Raw genomic sequence first — 20715 nt, forward strand, 5'->3', positions numbered from 1 at the left:
TGGCCTTTTGTTCTTATTCGTCAACCCGAACAATATCGGCACCTAACCTTTTCAATTTACCCACTAAATCATCATAACCGCGATCGATATGATGTAAACGACCTATTTCTGTTGTGCCTTCCGCAGCTAAGCCTGCACAAACTAAAGCCGCCCCAGCACGTAAATCAGTTGCATTCACAACAGCGCCATGTAAGGATTGCATCCCTTCTACGATAGCTTGTCGATTATCAATATCTATATGAGCACCCATCTTACGCAATTCAGCGACATGCATAAAACGATTTTCAAATACGGTTTCCGTTACTGTGCTTGTACCTTCCGCAATAGTAGTGAACGCCATAAATTGAGCTTGCATATCTGTAGGGAATCCAGGATATGGTAATGTTTTAATATCTACAGCTTTTAAGCCTTTGCCTGTGCTAATAACACGAATACCGTCAATATCTTCTTCTACGGTAACGCCTGCTTCTTTCAATTTAGCCACTACGGGTTTCAAATGTTCAGGTAATGCATTTTCTACGAATACATCACCGCCAGCCATAGCCGCAGCAATTAAATATGTACCAGCTTCAATACGATCTGGAATAACGGTATGGATAGCACCATGCAAGGATTCTACACCTTCAATACGAATCACATTCGTACCTGCACCGCGAATGTTAGCCCCCATCGCATTCAAGAATGTAGCTAAATCAACGATTTCTGGTTCTTCTGCAGCATTTTCAATAACTGTTTTACCCTTAGCCATAGAAGCAGCCATGATTACATTTTCAGTGGCCCCTACACTTGGGAAATCCAAGTAAATTTGAGTGCCTTGTAAGCCCTCTGGAGCATGTGCATATACATAATCTTCTGTGATTTCAATTTTTGCACCCAATGCTTCAAACGCTTTTAAATGTAAATCGATAGGGCGCGCACCAATAGCACAACCACCAGGCATAGAAATCTTAGCTTCCCCTTTGCGAGCCAATAATGGTCCCATCACAAGGAAGGATGCTCTCATTTTGCGTACCAATTCATAAGGAGCTTCGGTAGCCGTCAACATGGATGCATCGAAGATAATTTCATCATCAGCTTCGTTTCGTGTAATCTTAACGCCCAAAGACTCAATAACTTGGGAGATGGTACCAACATCCTCTAAATTTGGAATTTCCAATAATTTACTCGGTGTTGATGCTAATAAAGTAGCTGCAATAATAGGCAACACCGCATTTTTCGCACTACTAACGCGCACGCGACCATTCAGCTGATTACCGCCTTTAATAACGAGCTTTTCCAAAAGAATTCCTCCTACATTTCTTATATCAAAATGGTTATGTTCATGTATAACCATATTCGCCACACTGTTATATACTAACGATTATTATACTATTTTTTAGGCTTTCTCATCAAGTAAAACCCCTAAGATTATCAATCTAATCTTAGGGGTCTACACAGACTATTTACTGAAAGCAAAGAAATTAACGAGCTTTCAATGTTGTTAATTTTTCATCTCTATGAATAGTATCTAGGAATCGTACAGTGCCTGTTTTAGAACGCATTACAATAGTATGCGTACGAGCACCGCCTGGGAAGTATTGAATAGGATTCAATAAGTTACCACGTGTAATAGCTGTAGCAGCAAAGATTACGTCGTCAGTACGAACCAAATCATCAAGTGTCAATACTTGGTTAACATCTTTGACACCCATTTCATGACAACGACGAATTTCTTCTTCATTTCCTGGTTTCAAACGAGCTTGCATATCGCCACCTGCACATTTAAGTGCTGCTGCAGCTAATACGCCTTCTGGTGCACCACCAGTACCGACAACCATATGTACGCCAGAACCTTCGATACAGCATTCCATTGCAGGGTTAACATCACCATCAGAAATAAGCATAATGCGAGCGCCTAAATCACGAGCTTCCTTCATTAAACCATAATGGCGTTCACGATCTAGCATTACCAAGTTGATTTCATCAACCTTACGGCCCATCTTTGCAGCTACGTTTTGAATATTTTCTGTCAAAGATTTTGTAATATCAATAGCGCCAGCACCACGAGGACCTACACAAATCTTTTCCATGTACATGTCAGGTGCATGTAACAAGCCACCCTTTTCAGCAATTGCCATAACAGCAATAGCACCATTTTGTCCTTTGGCAATCAAATTTGTGCCTTCAATCGGATCTACTGCAATATCTACTTCTGGACCGCCAGCACCAACATGTTCACCAATATATAACATTGGAGCTTCGTCGATTTCACCTTCACCGATAACAACGGTACCGGAAATACGGACAGAGTCAAATGCTTGACGCATTGCATCAACAGCTAAGCCATCAGCTTCGTCTTTTTGACCACGACCTAACAAACGACCACTACGAAGTGCAGCTGCTTCGACTACACGAGCAAATTCTAAAGATAAAGTACGATCCATTTTAGGGCCTCCTTAAAAAGATGTTTATATTACTTATTGATTAGCTTGTTTCCAATCAGCCATGAATTTTTCTAAACCTGCATCGGTCAATGGATGTTTCATAGCTTGTAACAACACTTTATATGGCACTGTTGCAATATGGGCACCAGCTTTCGCACATTGTAAAATATGCAATGGTGTACGTACGCTAGCAGCGATAATTTCAGTATTAATACCGTGAATAGCGAAGATATCTGCAATGTCTTGAATTAAGGTCAATCCATCCATGCTAATATCGTCAATACGTCCAACAAAAGGACTCACAAATGTAGCACCAGCGCGAGCCGCCAATAATGCTTGATTAGCAGAGAAAATCAATGTTACATTTGTCTTAATGCCTTCTTTTGAAAGCACTGCAACGGCTTTTAAGCCTTCTGGAGTCATTGGAATTTTAACAACCACATTAGATCCCAGTTTTACAAGCTCATGCGCTTCTTCAATCATACCCGGTGCATCACTAGCAATGACCTCTGCACTCACAGGGCCATCTACAAGATCCGCGATTTCTTTAATTACTTGTTTTAAATCGCGTTTAGCTTTCACAATTAGGGATGGGTTTGTCGTTACCCCGTCGATAAAGCCATAAGAGTAAGCATCTTTAATTTCACTAAATTCGGCTGTATCTATAAAGAATTTCATGGGACCTCCTTATTTGGTAGGCGTAATTTTTTCTACGCCGCCCATGTATGGAACCAACACCTTAGGAATCACAACGGAACCATCTTGTTGTTGATTATTTTCCAAAATTGCCGCTACGGTACGACCTACTGCAAGGCCAGAACCATTCAATGTATGAACGAATTCAGGTTTGCCTTTAGGACCACGACGGAATTTAATATTTGCACGACGAGCTTGGAAGTCCGTCATATTGGAGCAAGAAGAAATTTCTCTATATTTATTTTGTGCAGGCATCCATACTTCTACATCATACGTTTTAGCAGAACCAAAGCCGATATCACCGGTACACAATGTGATAACACGGAATGGCAATTCTAATAGGCGCAATACTTCCTCTGCATTGTCTGTCAATTTTTCTAATTCATTCCAAGAGTCTTCTGGTTTTGAAAGTTTTACCATTTCTACCTTGTTAAATTGATGTTGACGAATCAAGCCACGTGTATCACGACCAGCAGAGCCCGCTTCAGCACGGAAACATGCAGTAAACGCAGTGTAATATTTAGGTAATTCGTCTTCGCTCAAGATTTCACCGCTGTGATAATTTGTCAATGTAACCTCTGCAGTAGGAATCAAGAAGTATTCTGTATCCTCAACGTGGTACATATCTTCAGCAAATTTAGGCAATTGACCTGTACCTGTCAAGGTTTCACGAGTTACCATGTATGGTGTCATCATTTCTGTATAGCCTTGCTTATCAACATGAAGATCAACCATGAAGTTAATAAGAGCACGTTCTAAACGAGCACCTAAACCTTTATATACGGTAAAGCGAGCACCGGACATTTTTACAGCACGGTTAAAATCAAGAATATCTAAGTCTTCGCCGATATCCCAATGTGCTTTTGGTTCAAAATCAAATTGACGTGGTTCGCCCCATTTGCGTTGTTCTACATTTTCATCTTCATCAGCACCAACAGGAACAGATGCGTCACACATATTTGGCAACATCAATGCAGCATTGCGCAAAGATTCTTCTACTTCGCGAATGCGACCATCTAACTCAGAAATTTCGTCGCCAACGCGTTTCATTTCTGCAATTTTATCATCTGCATTTTCTTTATTGCGTTTTAATTGGCTGATTTCTTCTGTTACAGAATTACGTAATGCCTTTAATTCTTCAACCTTTTGAATCAATTGTTTTCGTTCATCATACGCAGCAACAAAGGTGTCAAGATCACCCTTTGTATGACGATTATCCAAATTTTGTTTTACTAATTCGAGATTTTCTCGGACAAATTTCAAATCTAACATAGTATCAGCCTCTTCTATTATGTCGTACAATTTAGTATTTTAATACACTTAAGTATACCATAAAATATAGCATTATTCATCATCTTCTTCATCGAGAAGATAATCCTTAGCCATCCATTTACGGGTCGCAGTGAAGGAAATGGTGACCCATTTCTCTGTAGGATTACCGCCGATTTCTTCATCGATTTCATTTCGAATACGATCGAGTTCCGCTATTGTTTGATAAGGAAACTTCTTTGGCACTAGAATATCAATCTCTATGATGCGCGAGTTACCATAAGCCTGTACACTCGTCACATAATCCTTAAATGAATATTTTTCCATAAAACGATCCATGATTTCTTGTACCTCATCATGCAAAGATGAAGGCGCCCACCCCAAGATTTGTTTTGTAGAAGGTACAATAATCTTAATAACAGATGGTGTCATTTGCAATGCTAGTACGATCAAAACGATAGGGTCAATATATACCGCCCAATAACTGTATGATGTATCCTCTAAAAGGATTGCGGCTATAAAGCTGATGAGGATGGCTGCCTCGAGCCACGCGTCAACAGACCAACTTACATTATCAAACTTGATTAGATTCGATTGTAAGCTTTTATTAATGCGATGTACATAAAAATAATATGCTGTATCAGCTATAGTAAAGAAAATAGCATAGTAAATAGCTATACCGAAATCAACATGGCGACCACCATTTAGTAAATCCCCTATACCACTAATCAATGCGTATAATACGATCAATAGAATAAAGAATCCTTCAACAACGAGCACAAGAGGCTCAAATTGCCAATATCCAAACTGGAACCGTTTACTTGTCTCGCGCGCTACCAATTTGGCCGTCATAAGCATCATAATCTTAATGATTACATCGATGAATGAAAATATACCATCTAATAATACGGCACTAGAACCAGTAATTACACCCATAATAGTACCACTAACGGCCACCAACGACATTAATGCAACGGATTGCTTTAGTAATCGTTGTTCTATGGAACGCCTTGCAGCTAATATATCCATAATTACCCCCTTTTATACCTATATTATTTTATTATACCCTAATATTGAGTATTTTTAAAATCACACAGAAAAAGCCCTCAGCTATTAGAATTCTATACTTCTAATAACTGAGGGCTATTCAAAGGAGATAGTATCACCAAATCTCTTATAGTAATAGTTTAATTATACTATTTTCCAATATTATGTTCTAAATCAAAGCGATCAGATACGAAACCGTATAATGTCCAACCGGCAAAGGTTACAATAGAACCGTATGTCATAGCTTCAAAACCAGATGCATACAATGCATATAAGCTATATAAGGAACCGATAAAGGCGATGAATGTCGTACCTTTAAGTTCACTACCAGCACGTTTTGCAGCTTTCATCAATACGATAACAGCACCCATGGATAATAGATAAGGAATAATATTCGTTACAACGGCCAAGTTAACCAATGTTTCGAATTGTTCGCTTAAGGAAGGACTGATTGTCATCAAACTCATTAGAGATTGCAAGATAGTAATTGTTACCATACCAACTACTGGAGCATCTTTAGATGTAATTTTACTGAACAATTTAGGGAAGTAACCTTCGTCAGCGGCGCCTTTAAATACGTTCGCAATCGTGAACTGCCAACCAAGCAAGGAACCGAAGCAAGACATAACCATAAGGCCCATTACAATCTTACCAACTGTACCATTGAACATGGAAGCAAATGCTAAACCGAATGGTGCATTACTATTAACGAGTTCGCTAGCTGGTACGATACCAAACATCATGTTAGTGGAAACGATATAAATCGCAGCAGCGCCTAATGTACCACCAAGAACGGCTTTTGGTACATTCTTTTCTGGATTATCTACAGCATCAGCGTTAGCACATGCAGATTCTAGACCAAGGAAAGCCCACAATGTCATAGCGATAGAGTTTGTAGCTGCTTCGCCAAATGGCATGTTGTTGACATTCCAGTTTGCCACATACATATCTGCGGAGAAATATGCCCAGCCTACAGTACTAATTACAAGTACTGGTGCAATAACGCCCCATACGGTAAAGCTAGATACACGACCTGTAATACTAGCACCACCAAAGTTCAATACTGTTGCAAGCCATAATGTGAAAATTGTATAAATACCAGTCATTAATGGTGTTAATGTTGCATCAGCAAAGGTTGCTGCATAACCTACAGCGGAAATAGCAATCGCAATATTAGCAATCAAAAGAGATACACCATAGGTATAGTTTGCCATAAAGTTCCCCGCTTTACCGAAGGAATATTCAGCATAACCACCCATGCCGCCACCCTTGCGTCCATACATACCACATTTAGCAAATGCGTATGCCAAACACATGGAGCCTACGGCTGTGATCAACCAAGATACGATTGAAAGAGCACCTACCTGTGCCAACTTTGTTGGCAACATGATAATACCGGAGCCCATCATATTTACAGCTGTTAAAATTGTCAGCTGCAATACGGACATTTTATTTTTGCCTGTACTCATAGTTTTACCACCTTTTTATTGATTGTGGCGCCGTCAGAGAAACTCTGACGGCACACAATAGTGTTATTTTTCAAATTCTTTTTTCAATACATAGCCATATGCTTTTTTAGTTCCATCTGGTTGTGGTGTAATATATACGCCTTGAATTTCAGGAGCAAAACCAGGTAACTTGTTGATGCCTTCTTGCAATGCTAAGAAGTAATCACAAGCAGTCTTGGACCAACGTTCACCAGGTTGTACACACAATACTCCAGGAGGATAAGGAAGAGCGCCTTCAAGAGCAATACGGCCTTCAGCTTCATCTAATGGTACAAGTTCGCCTTTACCACGTTGGAATTCAAAGTTTGCATCTTGAGGATTCATTACATATTCTGGGAAGTAGTCATGTAAGAACAAGCGTTCTTGTAATGTACTAACTTGTCTATCTTTGTAGAAATCATGCATTTCTTGACATAATTGACGGATATGATAGCCTTTATACTTATCGATATTAGCATAGTAAATCGATGGTAAAACATCTTGCATAGGCGCATCGGCTTCAATTAATTCTTCAAAACGAATCAATTGTGCAACCAAATCATCCATCTTAGTTTTGGATTCTGCTGGTGTCATCAAGAATAGAATTGTGTTCAAGTCACATTTTTCAGGAATGATACCATTTTCACGCAAGTAGTTTGCAAGAATATTGGCAGGAATACCGAAATCTTCGTATTCACCAGTTTCTACATTGATACCAGGTGTAATCAATTGGAATTTGCAAGGATCGATAAAGTATTGGCCTTTACCATAACCTTTGAAGGAATGCCATTTAGCATTAGGTTCGAATGCGAAGTATTCCACATCTTGAGCCATTGCTTTTGTATCCCCATCTTCCCATTTTTTACCATGTACAACAGGAGGTACTAATGGACGAAGGTATTTACAATGTTTCAATACAGATTTACGAGCATCAATAACTGTTTCTACACAGTCAATCCAAAGTTTTTTACCAGCTTCGCCTTCATGCATCTTAGCATTTACGTCAAGTGCTGCAAATAATGGATAGAATGGAGATGTAGACGCATGCATCATAAATGCATTGTTAAGACGTTTATGGTTTACATAACGATCTTGACCTTTAACGTGTTTATCTTTTTTGTGGATTTGAGATGTTTGAGAGAAACCAGCTTGTTGTTTATGAACAGATTGAGTTACCAATACTCCTGGGTCATTAGGGCCTAATTCTAAGAGCAATGGACTGCAGTCTTTCATCATAGGGATAAATTGTTCGTAACCAACCCATGCGGAGTCAAAGAAGATGTAATCACAAAGGTGACCGATTTTATCAACAACTTGACGCGCATTATAGATAGTACCATCGTATGTACCTAATTGGATAACTGCTAAGCGGATAGGACGTTCTGCTTTTGCTTTTTCAGGATCTTTTTCAGCAATCAATTCACGAATGTATTTTTCGTCGAAGCAGTGTTCCAAAATACCGCCGATAGAACCAAATGGATTACGTGCAGTTTCAAGGTATACAGGAGTTGCACCAGCCATTACAAGAGCACCATGGCAAATGGATTTATGGTTGTTACGATCATATAGAATGATATCGCCAGGTGTTAATAGAGCATTCAATACAACCTTATTAGATGAAGACGTACCATTTAATACGAAATATGTTTTATCTGCATTATATACTTGCGCCGCATGTTGTTGAGCCGCACATGCTGGACCTTCATGGATTAAAAGGTCGCCTAACGCAACGTCCGCATTACAAAGGTCAGAGCGGAATACGTTTTCACCGTAGAAGTCATAGAATGCGCGACCAGCTGGATGTTTACAATAGAATTGACCACCTTGGTGACCTGGACAGTCAAATTGAGAGTTACCTTCTTCTACATAATCAGCCAATGCTCTAAAGAATGGAGGCAACATAGATTCTTCATATTTGTCAGCAGCAGCTTCGATTTGACGTTTATATAAGTCGAAGTTTGTACTAGAACCATCAATTACACGTTCCACTTTCCCCATGAATTGATCAATATCAACAGAATTATCAAAAACAACTAAGAATACAGGGATGCCAAAAGATTTTACAGTTTCATTATCTAAGATAGCTGTATCACTTTCACTAATAACGATTGCTCCTATATCAGTAAAATCGGTTTGACTTAAATCTACACTTTCATGGCCGTCTAAAGGTCCAAAGTAATATTGTGCCTTATGAGAAAATGCAACCTTCATGTGTTTCATAATACGTTCCTCCTAAAGTAAGAGTTGTAATTAAAATTAATGGAACTTATGTACATAAATATAAGATGTATACCCCTTTAGTAATTGATAGCTATCTCATTTAGTTAGGTGTATTCTTTATCTTTATGTATATTCTAACATTTATACAATTTAATTTATAGCGTTTAATAATACGAATTACACATGCACACATAGCAATTATGAGTTTTATGCAAAATGAATATTACGTTAAATTATAGAATATAGTTGTATAAACTTTTTCATATGTTGATAACCATTATTAATATGTAAGGTAATATATACCAAGCACTTCATGCATATCTACTTACTGGCACACAAAAAAGGCTGTAATAGCACACAGTTTCACCGCATTCTATTACAGCCTTTAATTTAAAAATTATTCAGTTATTTCTTCTTGAACTTGAGATGTTTCAGGTTTCATTAATGGGAACAACAATACATCGCGAATGGATGCAGAGTCTGTCAAGAACATAACAAGACGATCGATACCAACGCCCAAACCTGCTGTTGGTGGTAAACCGTATTCAAGAGCATTGACGAAGTCTTCATCCATACGGTGAGCTTCATCATCACCAGCTTCACGTTCTTTCAATTGATCCAAGAAACGTTGTTTTTGGTCAATTGGGTCATTTAACTCGGAGAAGCCATTTGCCAATTCGCGGCCATAGATGAACGCTTCAAAACGTTCTGTAGCCAATGGGTTTTCACGACTTGCTTTGGCAAGTGGAGAAATTTCTTTTGGATGACCATACACGATAGTTGGTTGAATCAAGTTTTCTTCTACATAATCTTCGAAGCAAGCATTCAAGATTTTACCAATACCATCATTATTTGTGTATTCTACATTCAAACGATCTGCAATAGCACGCGCTTCTTCTACAGTAGTTACTGCATCAAAGTCTTCGCCAGTGTATTTTTTTACACCTTCTGCCATTGTGATGCGGTTCCAAGGTGGAGTTAAATTGATTTCAGTGCCTTGGTATGTAATTTCTTGTGTACCTAGTACTTCTTGAGCACAGTAAGATACAAGATTTTCTGTTAAACGAATTGCATCTTCTACATCACCATATGCTTGGTAGGATTCGATGGTTGTGAATTCTGGGTTATGGCGATTATCGATACCTTCATTACGGAAACAACGATTCATTTCGAATACGCGTTCCATACCGCCAACAATTAAACGTTTTAAGTATAATTCAGGTGCAATACGCATATAGATATCAATATCAAGCGCATTGTGATGCGTAATGAATGGACGAGCAGCAGCACCACCTGGAATTGGATGCATCATAGGTGTTTCCACTTCCATGAAGCCATCGTTCATCATATATTCGCGAATCTTCGCAACGATTTTAGAACGTTTAACAAATGTATCGCGTACTTCTGGATTTACGATTAAATCTACATAACGTTGACGATAACGAAGCTCAGTATCCTTTAAACCATGCCATTTTTCAGGTAATGGACGTAATGCTTTGGATAACAATGTCAATTTGTCGACTTTAATCGTAACTTCACCACTGTGAGTTTTAAATACATGGCCTTCAAGGCCTACAATATCGCCAATATCAAGCATTTTTACATATTTGTAATTATCTTCGCCCAATACATCTTTACGGAAATATACTTGGATATCACCAGACAAATCGCGAATATTGGCAAATGCTGTTTTACCATGGGAACGCATCGTCATCAAACGACCTGCGATGACTACAGGTTGGTCTTCGTAGTTCAAGAAGTCATTTTTAATATCTTTTGCATGATCTTTAACAACAAACCGTTGGCCGAATGGATAAATACCATCAGCTTCGTATTCAGCCAATTTGTCGCGGCGAATTTGCATTTGATCATTTAATTCTTCTTGTAAATTTTTAATTTCTTCACTCATGTTATCGCCTCTTTTGTTAAAATGAAAAATTATTGAATTGCTAACACTTTGAAAGTAACAGGACCATCTGGTGTGGATACCTCTACTTCATCGCCCTTACGTTTACCCAAAATAGCTTTACCTACAGGTGATTCGTTGGAAATACGATTGTTGAAAGGATCTGCTTCGGAAGAACCAACAATAACATATTCCAATTCATCATTGTACATTGTATCTAATACGGTAACCTTGCTACCTACGGATACTACATCCCCCTTAATGGATTCATCAATGATTTTTGCTGTATTAATTTTATTTTCTAACTCAGAAATATAACCTTCAATGAAAGCCTGTTCATTTTTAGCATCATCATATTCAGAGTTTTCGCTGATATCGCCGTATTCAATAGCTGTTTTAATACGTTGTGACACCTCAATACGGCGCACAGATTTATAATATGCTAATTCATCCTCAAGTTTTTTCAAACCTTCGGCTGTAAGTAATGTTTCTTTTACGTCTGCCATGGATTCTCCTAATCTTTCTACATATAAATAATAGAAAAAGTGTCATAGTCGATGACACCTTATCTTTCATCTTTAATTTTTAATCAATTATACTAAGAACCCCTGTATTTGTCAATGTGAGCCCCAGTTTTCCAATACATCTCTATAGGTTGAAAGCTCTTTTTTAAAGCTTTCAACAGTGTGAATTGTATTCACACGATTACGCCAATAAGCTGCTTCAGGCATTCCCCTCATATACCATCCCGCATGTGTTCGGATTTCTCTTACTCCTAGAGCCGCCCCTTTATACCGACAGAGTAGTTCAAAATGTTTGAGCAACATATCTAGTCGCTCTAAATAGGTAGGTTCTGGTCTTAATTCACCTGTCGTTAAATAGTGATTAGTGCGCTCAAAAATCCATGGATTGCCTTGTGCACCACGACCAATCATAACCGCATCACAACCTGTTTCTTGCATCATACGAAGCGCATCTTCAGGAGTCCATACATCACCATTCCCTATTACGGGGATTGATAAGGAATCTTTAACCGCTTTTATATAGGACCAATCCGCTCGCCCCATATACATCTGTTCCCGTGTGCGCCCATGAACAGCAACAGCTGCAACACCAGTACTTTCGATACGTTTGGCAAAGTCGACCACATTGATATGATCATCATCCCAACCGATACGCATTTTTACCGTCACCGGTACATCAACAGCTTTTACTGCGGCTTCTGCTACGCGAGCCGCCAAGTCAGGTGTTTTCATCAACGCCGAACCGTCACCGCTAGAGACGACCTTTTTAACAGGACACCCCATGTTGATATCTACAATATCTGCACCAGCATCTGCTACCACCTTCGCGCCCAATGCTATTGCTTCTGGATTAGAACCAAAAATTTGCATCGATACAGGATGCTCGACCGCTTCCATACGCAATAACTCATGCGTGCGCTCATTTTTATATTTGATCCCCATAGCACTGACCATTTCGGTACAAACCATGGAAGCACCATGTTCTTTGGCCAACAGTCGATATGCTATATCGCTAACCCCTGCCATAGGAGCTAAAATAGCCTTACCTTGGATAGGTACATTGCCAATGGTCCATGTTTCTATCATTATAATTCACCTAATAAAACAGGTACAGCCTAAGCCGTACCTGTTGTTATACATTCATACTATAATTACAACCAACTCTATTATAGTACCATTATTTATTTCGTTCGTAAATAAGACGGAGACCTTCCAATGTAAGCATTGGCTCTACATGGTCGATACAATCGGTAGCACTGCTGATGAGCTGTGCCAAGCCACCTGTTGCCACCACAGTTACATCGCCACCCATTTCAGCTTTCATACGTGTCACTAGGCCCTCTACCTGTCCTACATAGCCATAGAACATACCGGATTGCATAGATGATACCGTATTACGATTAATAACCTGACCTGGGTCCTTTACCTCAATACGAGGCAATTTTGCAGCGCGTTGGAACAGAGCCTCTGCTGAAATCGTTACGCCTGGCGTAATAACGCCACCAATATAATCACCATTTCCAAGGACTGCACAATAAGTGGTAGCGGTGCCAAAATCAATGATAATCAATGGCCCCTTATATACAGCATTGGCCGCTACGGCATTGACGATGCGGTCAGCACCTACCTCACGAGGATTATCATATTTAATAGCGATACCTGTTTTTGTGCCAGGACCTACAATGATAGGATTTACATTAAAGTAACGCAAGCATACACGTTCTAATGTTGGCATCAATGGCGGTACTACAGAGGAAATAATGATAGCCTTGATATCCTTTGCGTTAACCTTGCGATCATGAAAAAACAAATTCATCATCAACATGCCATATTCGTCCGTGGTACGCACACGATCTGTAGAAATTCTCCAGTGTCCTACTAAATTTTTCTTATCGTAAACACCGAGAACAATATTCGTGTTTCCCACATCAATTACTAATAACATGCATTCCTCCTATTTTCGCGGACGTATAGAAACATCGCCTGCAACAATTCGTTTAACTTCCCCATTAGTCGTTTTCACCAATAAATTTCCATCGTCATCGATATCAGTTGCCACACCTTCATAGGTATTCCCCGGTGCTCTAACCTCAATTTCTTGATTCAAAGTAACGCTCAACTTACGCCATTCATTTAGGGTATCCTCAAATCCACTATCTAGCACATCGTAATATTGGTGTTCTAATTCTTCTAAGATGATTTTGAAAGCTTCTGTCCGTTCAATATCAACGCCTTCCATTAAGAGAGATGTGGCGATTTGTTTTATTTCTTCCGGTAGCTCTTCTTGTTTCGTCTTAACATTGACCCCTATGCCCATAACGATATAGGAAATTTCCTCCATCGATCCAGACATTTCAGTCAATATACCAACAAGCTTACGACCATTTACCAAAATATCATTCGGCCATTTAATACCTGCATCAGCAAGCCCCATTTTGTGAAATGCCTTAGTAAGCGCCACAGCAGCCATCAACGTACATTTAGGAGCCTCCGCAGGGGGGAAATCAGGTCGGAGAATAAGGCTAAACCACAAGCCTTTTCCAAAGGGAGAATACCAACCACGAGACAAGCGGCCACGACCAGCAGCCTGTTCCTCTGTAACGACTACGGTACCTTCCTCAGCGCCTTGTTGCGCCAATCTACGAGCTTCTAAATTCGTTGATTCAGTTGTATCCATATATACATATCGTTTACCAAAAATATCGGTATTCAATATTTGTTTCATTGCTAATGGGCTTAACAAATCCGGTTCCTCCAACAAACGATAACCACGCTTTGTATAGGACTCAATTTTATAGCCCTTTTGTCTTAGTGCTTTTATATGCTTCCAAATGGCAGTTCGTGATACATGACATGCTTCAGACATATCTTGACCTGAAACAAAGTCACCTTGATTCTGTCTTAAGAATTCTAGTACTTCATCACGCATGATAAGGCCCCTTTCTCCTGTTCGTTTACAATTCGATTGTACAAGTGGGCCCTTGAAAAAGCAAGTGTTATTTATCAATTTAATAAATAATCATTCAAAAAAATGCAAAAAATCTAGATTTTTATACCCCATTAGGTAGACAAATAGATTAATGAATGATATTACAGGCCATTAATAGTATAATGAGTAAAGGATGATGAAATTAAGGAGTATCAATGAAACAATTTACATTAGAAGAAAAAAATGAGGTCCTAGAGACCCCCTTTATCCATATTCATCGAAAATTGGATGTATTATTAAATATCGCTAAACTCCTAATGGAATGTGGTGCTGACACGGTACGTATGGTATCTGAGATTCAACAAGCTGCTACATTTATGGGGATTCCACACAATTATTTAAATATCCACATTAGTTATACAACGATTATGATTAATATATTTCATGAAGAACGCTCTATAACAGTGTTTCGAAAAACGCCGATTCATATACCGAATATGGCTATGATTAATGCCGTATCAAAACTAACTTGGAGAGCTTTTGAACGCCATTATTCTTTAACTACCTATGAACGTTTAGTTGGAAAACTACAACAAACGATTCCCGTCTATCCAGTCTGGGCAAAAGGCATTGCTTGCGCATTAGGCTCTGCTGGTTTAGCTTACTTATACAGTGCGGATATTATTGCATTAGTAGTAACATTCATCTGTTCATTATGTGGCTATTTTATGAGGGTCGTATCTCAGCGCCTTGGATTTAATGAATATTTAGGCAACGCTATCTGCGCCTTTACGGCCATGTTTATTGCCTATGGTTTCTATACCTTCATCGAGTTAGGATCACTGGTATATGTCCTCGTCTGTTGTACACTCTTCATGATTCCAGGTGTGCCACTTATCAATTCGGTTATCGATACTATAAACAACCACATTTTATCCGGCATAACACGAGCTATTAGAACCTTACTCATCGTGGGCAGCATGACACTCGGCATGGCGATGGCGCTTTACTTCAGTCCATTGCCGGCATTTAACTTTGTGGATATTAAGCCTCATATTTTTTCTATAGCACAGATTATTGGTTCCTTTGTTTCCGCCGCCTCATTTGCTGTACTATTTAATTCACCAGCTCGACTATTACCCTATATCGGGCTAGGCGGTGTCGTTTGCGTAGCAATTCGTAATCTAATGCTTTTAGAATATGGATTTGCCTTACCCGGTGCTACATTCATTGGTGCAGCCGTAATGAGCGTCATCTTTGTCAAACTCTCCACATGGCTACGAACATCTGGTCCGGTACTAGTCGTACCATCAGCTATCGCACTGATGCCCGGCATTTTGCTCTATCGTTTTCTATTTGATATATTACACATAAACTCACTAAACGAATCAGGTCTATTGTATATGGCACAAAACGGGACTACTGGCATTCTATCTATTGTAGGTATCGCAGTCGGTGTGGCTGTACCAAATGTACTAGCCCAACGATACCTTCAAAAACGTAAGATTCAACGCACTCAAGAATTGATGGCTACGAGACATGCCTGTGATGGACAATAAAAGGATTTGTCCTAACAGAAACATTTCACATACAGTAAAAGGGGCTACCTAAAGGTAGCCCCTTTTAATTATGTATTAAGATTGTACATCAGATTCTGTAGAGCTTGTCTTAGTTTCTTCAGTAGCATTAGGCATGGAAATCACCGCATCCATATGACTTGCTGTAGGCGCTTCTGTTTCATCAGGAGCCTTAGTAGTACCATATTTATGAAGATTTTCAACAGCCTTAGCATCAATAGTTTCTTCTTCTAATAAAGCCTTTGCCATATTGTGTAAGAAATCCATGTTATCTGTTAAGAGTTGTTCTACATCGCGATATGCTTCATCTACAATATGATGAATTTCAACATCGATCTTACTTGCAACTTCTTCACTATAGTTGCGTTCATGACCAATATTTTTGCCGAGGAATACTTGCTCTTGTTGTTCACCAAATACAATTGGTCCCAACGTATCACTCATCCCCCAACGAGTAACCATAGAACGTGCCGTATTCGTTACACTTTGTAAATCGCCAGATGCGCCTGTACTGATATCGCCAAGTACAAGAGCCTCTGCAATACGACCACCAAGTGCTACGCGTATGTCCGCCAATAGTTGTGCTTTAGTCTTATAATCATGTTCCTCTTTAGGTAACATCATTGTATAACCACCAGCATAACCGCGTGGAATAATCGTTACTTTATGAACAGGGTTTGCATGTGGCAATAAATGAGCCACGATAGCATGGCCAGATTCATGATAAGCGGTCAATTTGCGATCCTTTTCGCTCACAATATGACTGCGGCGTTCAGGGCCCATGCTAACCTTTTCACTGGCTTCTTCCAATTCAGCCATGGTGATAACCTTTTTATTTAAGCGCGCAGCTAACAATGCGGCTTCGTTTAACAAATTGCTCAAATCAGCACCAGTAAAGCCAGGTGTCTTTTTAGCAATCGTTTTTAAGTCTACATCATCTGCTAATGGTTTATTACGTGCATGAACCTTAAGGATTGCTTCACGACCATGAAGATCTGGACGTCCAACAACAACTTGTCTATCAAAGCGACCAGGACGCAATAATGCAGGGTCCAAAATATCTGGTCGGTTAGTTGCTGCAAGGGTAATGATGCCTTCATTGGCACCAAAGCCATCCATTTCAACGAGTAATTGGTTTAGCGTTTGTTCACGTTCATCGTGACCGCCACCAAGACCAGCACCACGTTGACGACCTACCGCATCAATTTCATCGATAAAAATGATACAAGGCGCATTTTTCTTCGCTTGGCCAAATAAATCACGCACCCGAGATGCACCGACACCGACAAACATTTCTACGAAATCGGAACCGGAAATGGTAAAGAATGGAACACCGGCTTCACCAGCTACAGCCTTTGCCAATAGGGTTTTGCCTGTACCTGGAGGTCCTGCTAACAAGACCCCTTTCGGAATGGTTGCACCAATACTTGTAAATTTACCTGGGTCCTTCAAGAATTCAACAACCTCTGTCAATTCTTGCTTTGCCTCTTCGGCACCAGCTACATCACTAAATTTAACCTTTACATTACCATCGCCCATCATCTTAGCACGACTTTTGCCAAAGTTCATTACGCGACCGCCACCACCTTGGGTTTGTTGCATAATAAAGAAGAACACAACCACAAGGATAATAATAGGAATCGCGGAGCCTAATAAACTAACCCACCAAGAAGGTTGTTCAGGTGGTGCAGCAGTAATTTCAACACCATTATCTGTCAACGTTTTGATCAACGTATCATCAGATGGTGCATAGGACACAAAATCTGTACCATTTTTTAGTTTTCCTTTGATTCCATGGTCATTTGTAATCGTTACAGATTCAACCTTTTTTTGTTGTACCTGTTGAACAAAACCGGTATAACTCATTTCGGCTTTATTAGTATTCTGCCCTGCAAGGGAATCTATAACGAAAACGGCAATTGCAATGATAAGTAAGTAAAGGACGAGTTTTTTACTAAATTGACTCAAAAAATTACTCCTTTCACATGTAATGTATAACCTAATAATGCATAATGATATGCATTATTATATTATACCATATAAGGCGAACAAATACTCGCCATTATTTAGTTATAAATATATTACACCCTTATTGGTAAACAGATTCTTTCAAAATACCAATATATGGTAATTGGCGATATTGCTCTGCATAATCAAGGCCATAACCAACAACAAAATAATCTGGAACTGTAAAGCCTACATAATCGACATCTACATCCATTTTACGGCGTTCCGGTTTATTAAGAAGGGCAGCAAGTCGAACACTCTTAGCGCCACGAGCCTTCAAATTATCCAATAAATAATGAAGAGTTGTGCCCGTATCTACGATATCTTCTACAACGAGTACATTTTTACCTTCTACGGAGCGATCTAAGTCTTTTAAAATACGAACCACACCAGTACTTGTTGTACCATCACCGTAACTAGAACAAGAAATAAAATCGAATGATACATCTACTGAATCATCGATGGTGCGAGCTAAATCGGTATAGAAAACAATAGCGCCTTTCAAAACGCCGACTAATACAACAGATTCATTAGCATAATCTTTGCTAATCTCAGCACCTAACTCACGAATGCGAGTTGCTAATTGTTCTTGAGAGTATAAAATTTCTTTTACATCTTGATGCATATATAAGACCTCCCGGATCTATATCTAATGTTTGCAATACACATGTATTGTATCACATTGCGCGTTAATTGTAACTTTTTGAATGGTGAAAGTTTTAGCTTCCCCCGTACGTATGATATGGGCCAATTGTTCTTGATGCGCTAGGGATAGTGAAACACTGGGTATCATCAATTGCCACAATCGCCGCTGCATAGCGAGCGGTAATGCACGCATACGACGCCTTGATACCTGAAATCCATTATCTACAGATTGTACTAATTGTATAAACAAGCGCTGGCTTTCACCATTAAGATACGCCTCATCAACTTGAGCAATATCACCCAATCTACATAAGGCATCTACTACATTAGGATTAATGGTTTGTAGCGTAGGAATTACCTCATGACGAATACGATTTCTATTATATTTCACATCTTCATTAGACGTATCCACACAATATTCAATATCCTGCAAACGAGCATATTCTAATATTTCATCTTTTGTAACCGACAATAGCGGTCTAACTATAGGAACAGCGTAATCATGACTTATCACAGACATGCCGGTAATACCTTTGATACCAGACCCGCGCAATATGTGTGCTAAAATGGTTTCCCCTTGATCATCCTTATGATGAGCAGTGACAATATAATCATAATGTTCACGGTCAGCTAATTCATTGAACCACTTATAGCGCTCACATCGGCCAACAGTCTCTAACGACTCCTTTCGCTCCCCGGCCATAGTGGGAATATCCTTTTTAACACCCCAAAATGGCAAATTGTTCTTATTACAATAGGATGCAACCATTTGCAATTCACTTAGGCTTTCTCTGCGAATAGAATGATCCATAGTAGTAACGCCAATAGTCCATCGTGCTTTTCTATGTACCTTTACATATTGCAAAACATTTAATAAGACCATAGAATCTGGGCCCCCTGAACAAGCAACTAAGATTCGTGCCTCATGAGGAAATAAATTGGAATCCTTTAATGTCTTATTAACCCTTCTATGGAGTTGTTTGATTTGTTTAGGAGTCGATTTACTGTGCTGTCTCATCATAACTTGTAATCAATTCTTGTTGTAATGCTTCCATACCATCTTGTTCACTTACAAAAATATGAGGCACCTCATAAGCATCCATAAATGATGTTAGTATTTCTGCACCACTTACAATAATATCTGCACGCCCAGGCTGTAGTCCTGGTACATGTAAACGCTCATCACGGCTCATATAGCGCAATTGTAAGATAATGCCTTCTATACATTCTCTAGAAAGCTTATGACCTTGAATTTTATGGCCATCATATTCTGTCATTTTTAAATCAATAGCCGCTAAGGTTGTAATAGTGCCTCCGATACCAATGAAATCACCGAACGTACCCTCTATCATCATGGGGTCCCATAAAAACCGTGTTTCTTCCCATACTCGTTGAGGGCCTTCATCCGAAAGAGGTCTAAGGCGTACCGCACCAACCGGATAGGAGCGACTCCAATAGATGCTATCTTTAGAACCGAGTGCCAACTCAGTACTACCACCGCCAATATCAATGGTTGCATAATGTAATCCGTCAGCTAAACGATCTTGTAAAGCGCCTTTAAATCCATAAACTGCTTCTTCATCACCACTTAAGATACGATACGTCATGGAGCAATATGTCATGGCTTGCTCCATAAACGCAATGCCATTTGATGCTTCTCGAACGGCACTCGTTGCAAATGCAAGACAATGGTCTACACCATAATCTTTCGCTAGAGTGGCTATTTCAGAAAAGGCTTTATAAGATGCGTCCATCGATTCTGTCGTTAACAATCCATCTTCATTTCGTTTGCCTAATCGCGTTGTCCATAACCGCTTTGGTTCGTTATGCCATTGACCATCTATATAAGTTCCTAGTAATAATCGAATAGAATTAGAACCTACATCGATAATAGCAGCTTTCATAGTCGCCCCTCCTTATTATCCCTCTATTAATTACCCACTATAATTGCAATTTTAAAGTATATGCACAAAGAGATGGCCGAA

17 protein-coding genes are annotated in these 20715 nt (G+C 39.4%); 1 reads left to right on the plus strand and 16 read right to left on the minus strand.

Going from position 1 to position 20715, the window contains the following annotated elements:
* Positions 1–13: 13 nt before the first annotated feature.
* The 12 genes from murA to VAHSUH02_RS09440 all read right to left on the minus strand — a co-directional run bounded on the left by murA (position 14) and on the right by VAHSUH02_RS09440 (position 14501).
* Entirely contained in the window at positions 14–1279 is a 1266-nt protein-coding gene (gene murA / locus VAHSUH02_RS09385; RefSeq protein WP_009661423.1) for a UDP-N-acetylglucosamine 1-carboxyvinyltransferase, read from the minus strand.
* Positions 1280–1460: 181 nt separating this feature from the next.
* Positions 1461–2423: a class II fructose-bisphosphatase gene (glpX, locus tag VAHSUH02_RS09390; protein WP_005376616.1), complete on the minus strand. Its 963-nt coding sequence runs from the start codon at positions 2421–2423 to the stop codon at positions 1461–1463.
* Between the two features lie 33 nt (positions 2424–2456).
* Positions 2457–3101: a fructose-6-phosphate aldolase gene (fsa, locus tag VAHSUH02_RS09395; protein WP_005383090.1), complete on the minus strand. Its 645-nt coding sequence runs from the start codon at positions 3099–3101 to the stop codon at positions 2457–2459.
* Positions 3102–3110: 9 nt separating this feature from the next.
* Positions 3111–4391: a serine--tRNA ligase gene (gene serS / locus VAHSUH02_RS09400; RefSeq protein WP_038148758.1), complete on the minus strand. Its 1281-nt coding sequence runs from the start codon at positions 4389–4391 to the stop codon at positions 3111–3113.
* A 72-nt stretch (positions 4392–4463) separates the two neighbouring features.
* Positions 4464–5417: a cation diffusion facilitator family transporter gene (locus tag VAHSUH02_RS09405; protein WP_005379813.1), complete on the minus strand. Its 954-nt coding sequence runs from the start codon at positions 5415–5417 to the stop codon at positions 4464–4466.
* Between the two features lie 167 nt (positions 5418–5584).
* Positions 5585–6904, minus strand: a complete 1320-nt coding sequence (potE, locus tag VAHSUH02_RS09410; protein WP_005383093.1) for a putrescine-ornithine antiporter — start codon at positions 6902–6904, stop codon at positions 5585–5587.
* Positions 6905–6967: 63 nt separating this feature from the next.
* Positions 6968–9142 carry an ornithine decarboxylase SpeF gene (gene speF, locus VAHSUH02_RS09415; RefSeq protein ID WP_005383094.1) on the minus strand — a complete coding sequence of 725 codons (2175 nt, stop codon included), beginning with the start codon at positions 9140–9142 and terminating at the stop codon, positions 6968–6970.
* Positions 9143–9539: 397 nt separating this feature from the next.
* Positions 9540–11051, minus strand: a complete 1512-nt coding sequence (gene lysS / locus VAHSUH02_RS09420) for a lysine--tRNA ligase (RefSeq protein WP_005383100.1) — start codon at positions 11049–11051, stop codon at positions 9540–9542.
* 29 nt (positions 11052–11080) lie between these two features.
* A complete protein-coding gene (gene greA / locus VAHSUH02_RS09425) occupies positions 11081–11554 on the minus strand; it encodes a transcription elongation factor GreA (RefSeq protein ID WP_005379802.1) in 474 nt (157 codons plus the stop codon).
* Between the two features lie 111 nt (positions 11555–11665).
* Positions 11666–12658, minus strand: a complete 993-nt coding sequence (gene dusB / locus VAHSUH02_RS09430; protein WP_005383101.1) for a tRNA dihydrouridine synthase DusB — start codon at positions 12656–12658, stop codon at positions 11666–11668.
* 91 nt (positions 12659–12749) lie between these two features.
* On the minus strand, positions 12750–13517 hold the full coding sequence (locus VAHSUH02_RS09435; protein ID WP_005376623.1) for a type III pantothenate kinase: 768 nt from the start codon (positions 13515–13517) through the stop codon (positions 12750–12752).
* A gap of 9 nt (positions 13518–13526) precedes the next feature.
* Positions 13527–14501, minus strand: a complete 975-nt coding sequence (locus VAHSUH02_RS09440) for a biotin--[acetyl-CoA-carboxylase] ligase (protein ID WP_005376606.1) — start codon at positions 14499–14501, stop codon at positions 13527–13529.
* Between the two features lie 215 nt (positions 14502–14716).
* On the opposite strand from VAHSUH02_RS09440, the gene VAHSUH02_RS09445 reads away from it, so the two are divergent.
* Positions 14717–16060 (plus strand): threonine/serine exporter family protein, encoded by a 1344-nt coding sequence (locus VAHSUH02_RS09445; RefSeq protein WP_005379810.1) that lies wholly within the window; start codon positions 14717–14719, stop codon positions 16058–16060.
* Between the two features lie 75 nt (positions 16061–16135).
* On the opposite strand, the gene ftsH is transcribed toward VAHSUH02_RS09445, so the two are convergent.
* The 4 genes from ftsH to VAHSUH02_RS09465 all read right to left on the minus strand — a co-directional run bounded on the left by ftsH (position 16136) and on the right by VAHSUH02_RS09465 (position 20634).
* Positions 16136–18046 carry an ATP-dependent zinc metalloprotease FtsH gene (gene ftsH / locus VAHSUH02_RS09450; protein WP_005383102.1) on the minus strand — a complete coding sequence of 637 codons (1911 nt, stop codon included), beginning with the start codon at positions 18044–18046 and terminating at the stop codon, positions 16136–16138.
* A gap of 121 nt (positions 18047–18167) precedes the next feature.
* Complete coding sequence (gene hpt / locus VAHSUH02_RS09455; protein ID WP_005383106.1) at positions 18168–18710, minus strand: hypoxanthine phosphoribosyltransferase; 543 nt, start codon at positions 18708–18710, stop codon at positions 18168–18170.
* 24 nt (positions 18711–18734) lie between these two features.
* Positions 18735–19751 (minus strand): tRNA lysidine(34) synthetase TilS, encoded by a 1017-nt coding sequence (gene tilS, locus VAHSUH02_RS09460; protein WP_005383107.1) that lies wholly within the window; start codon positions 19749–19751, stop codon positions 18735–18737.
* Positions 19732–20634 carry a Ppx/GppA phosphatase family protein gene (locus VAHSUH02_RS09465; RefSeq protein ID WP_005383109.1) on the minus strand — a complete coding sequence of 301 codons (903 nt, stop codon included), beginning with the start codon at positions 20632–20634 and terminating at the stop codon, positions 19732–19734. Before VAHSUH02_RS09465 ends, tilS begins: the two co-directional genes overlap by 20 nt.
* Positions 20635–20715 lie beyond the last annotated feature (81 nt).

The sequence above is a fragment of the Veillonella atypica KON genome (assembly GCF_002959915.1).
Taxonomy (GTDB): domain Bacteria; phylum Bacillota; class Negativicutes; order Veillonellales; family Veillonellaceae; genus Veillonella; species Veillonella atypica.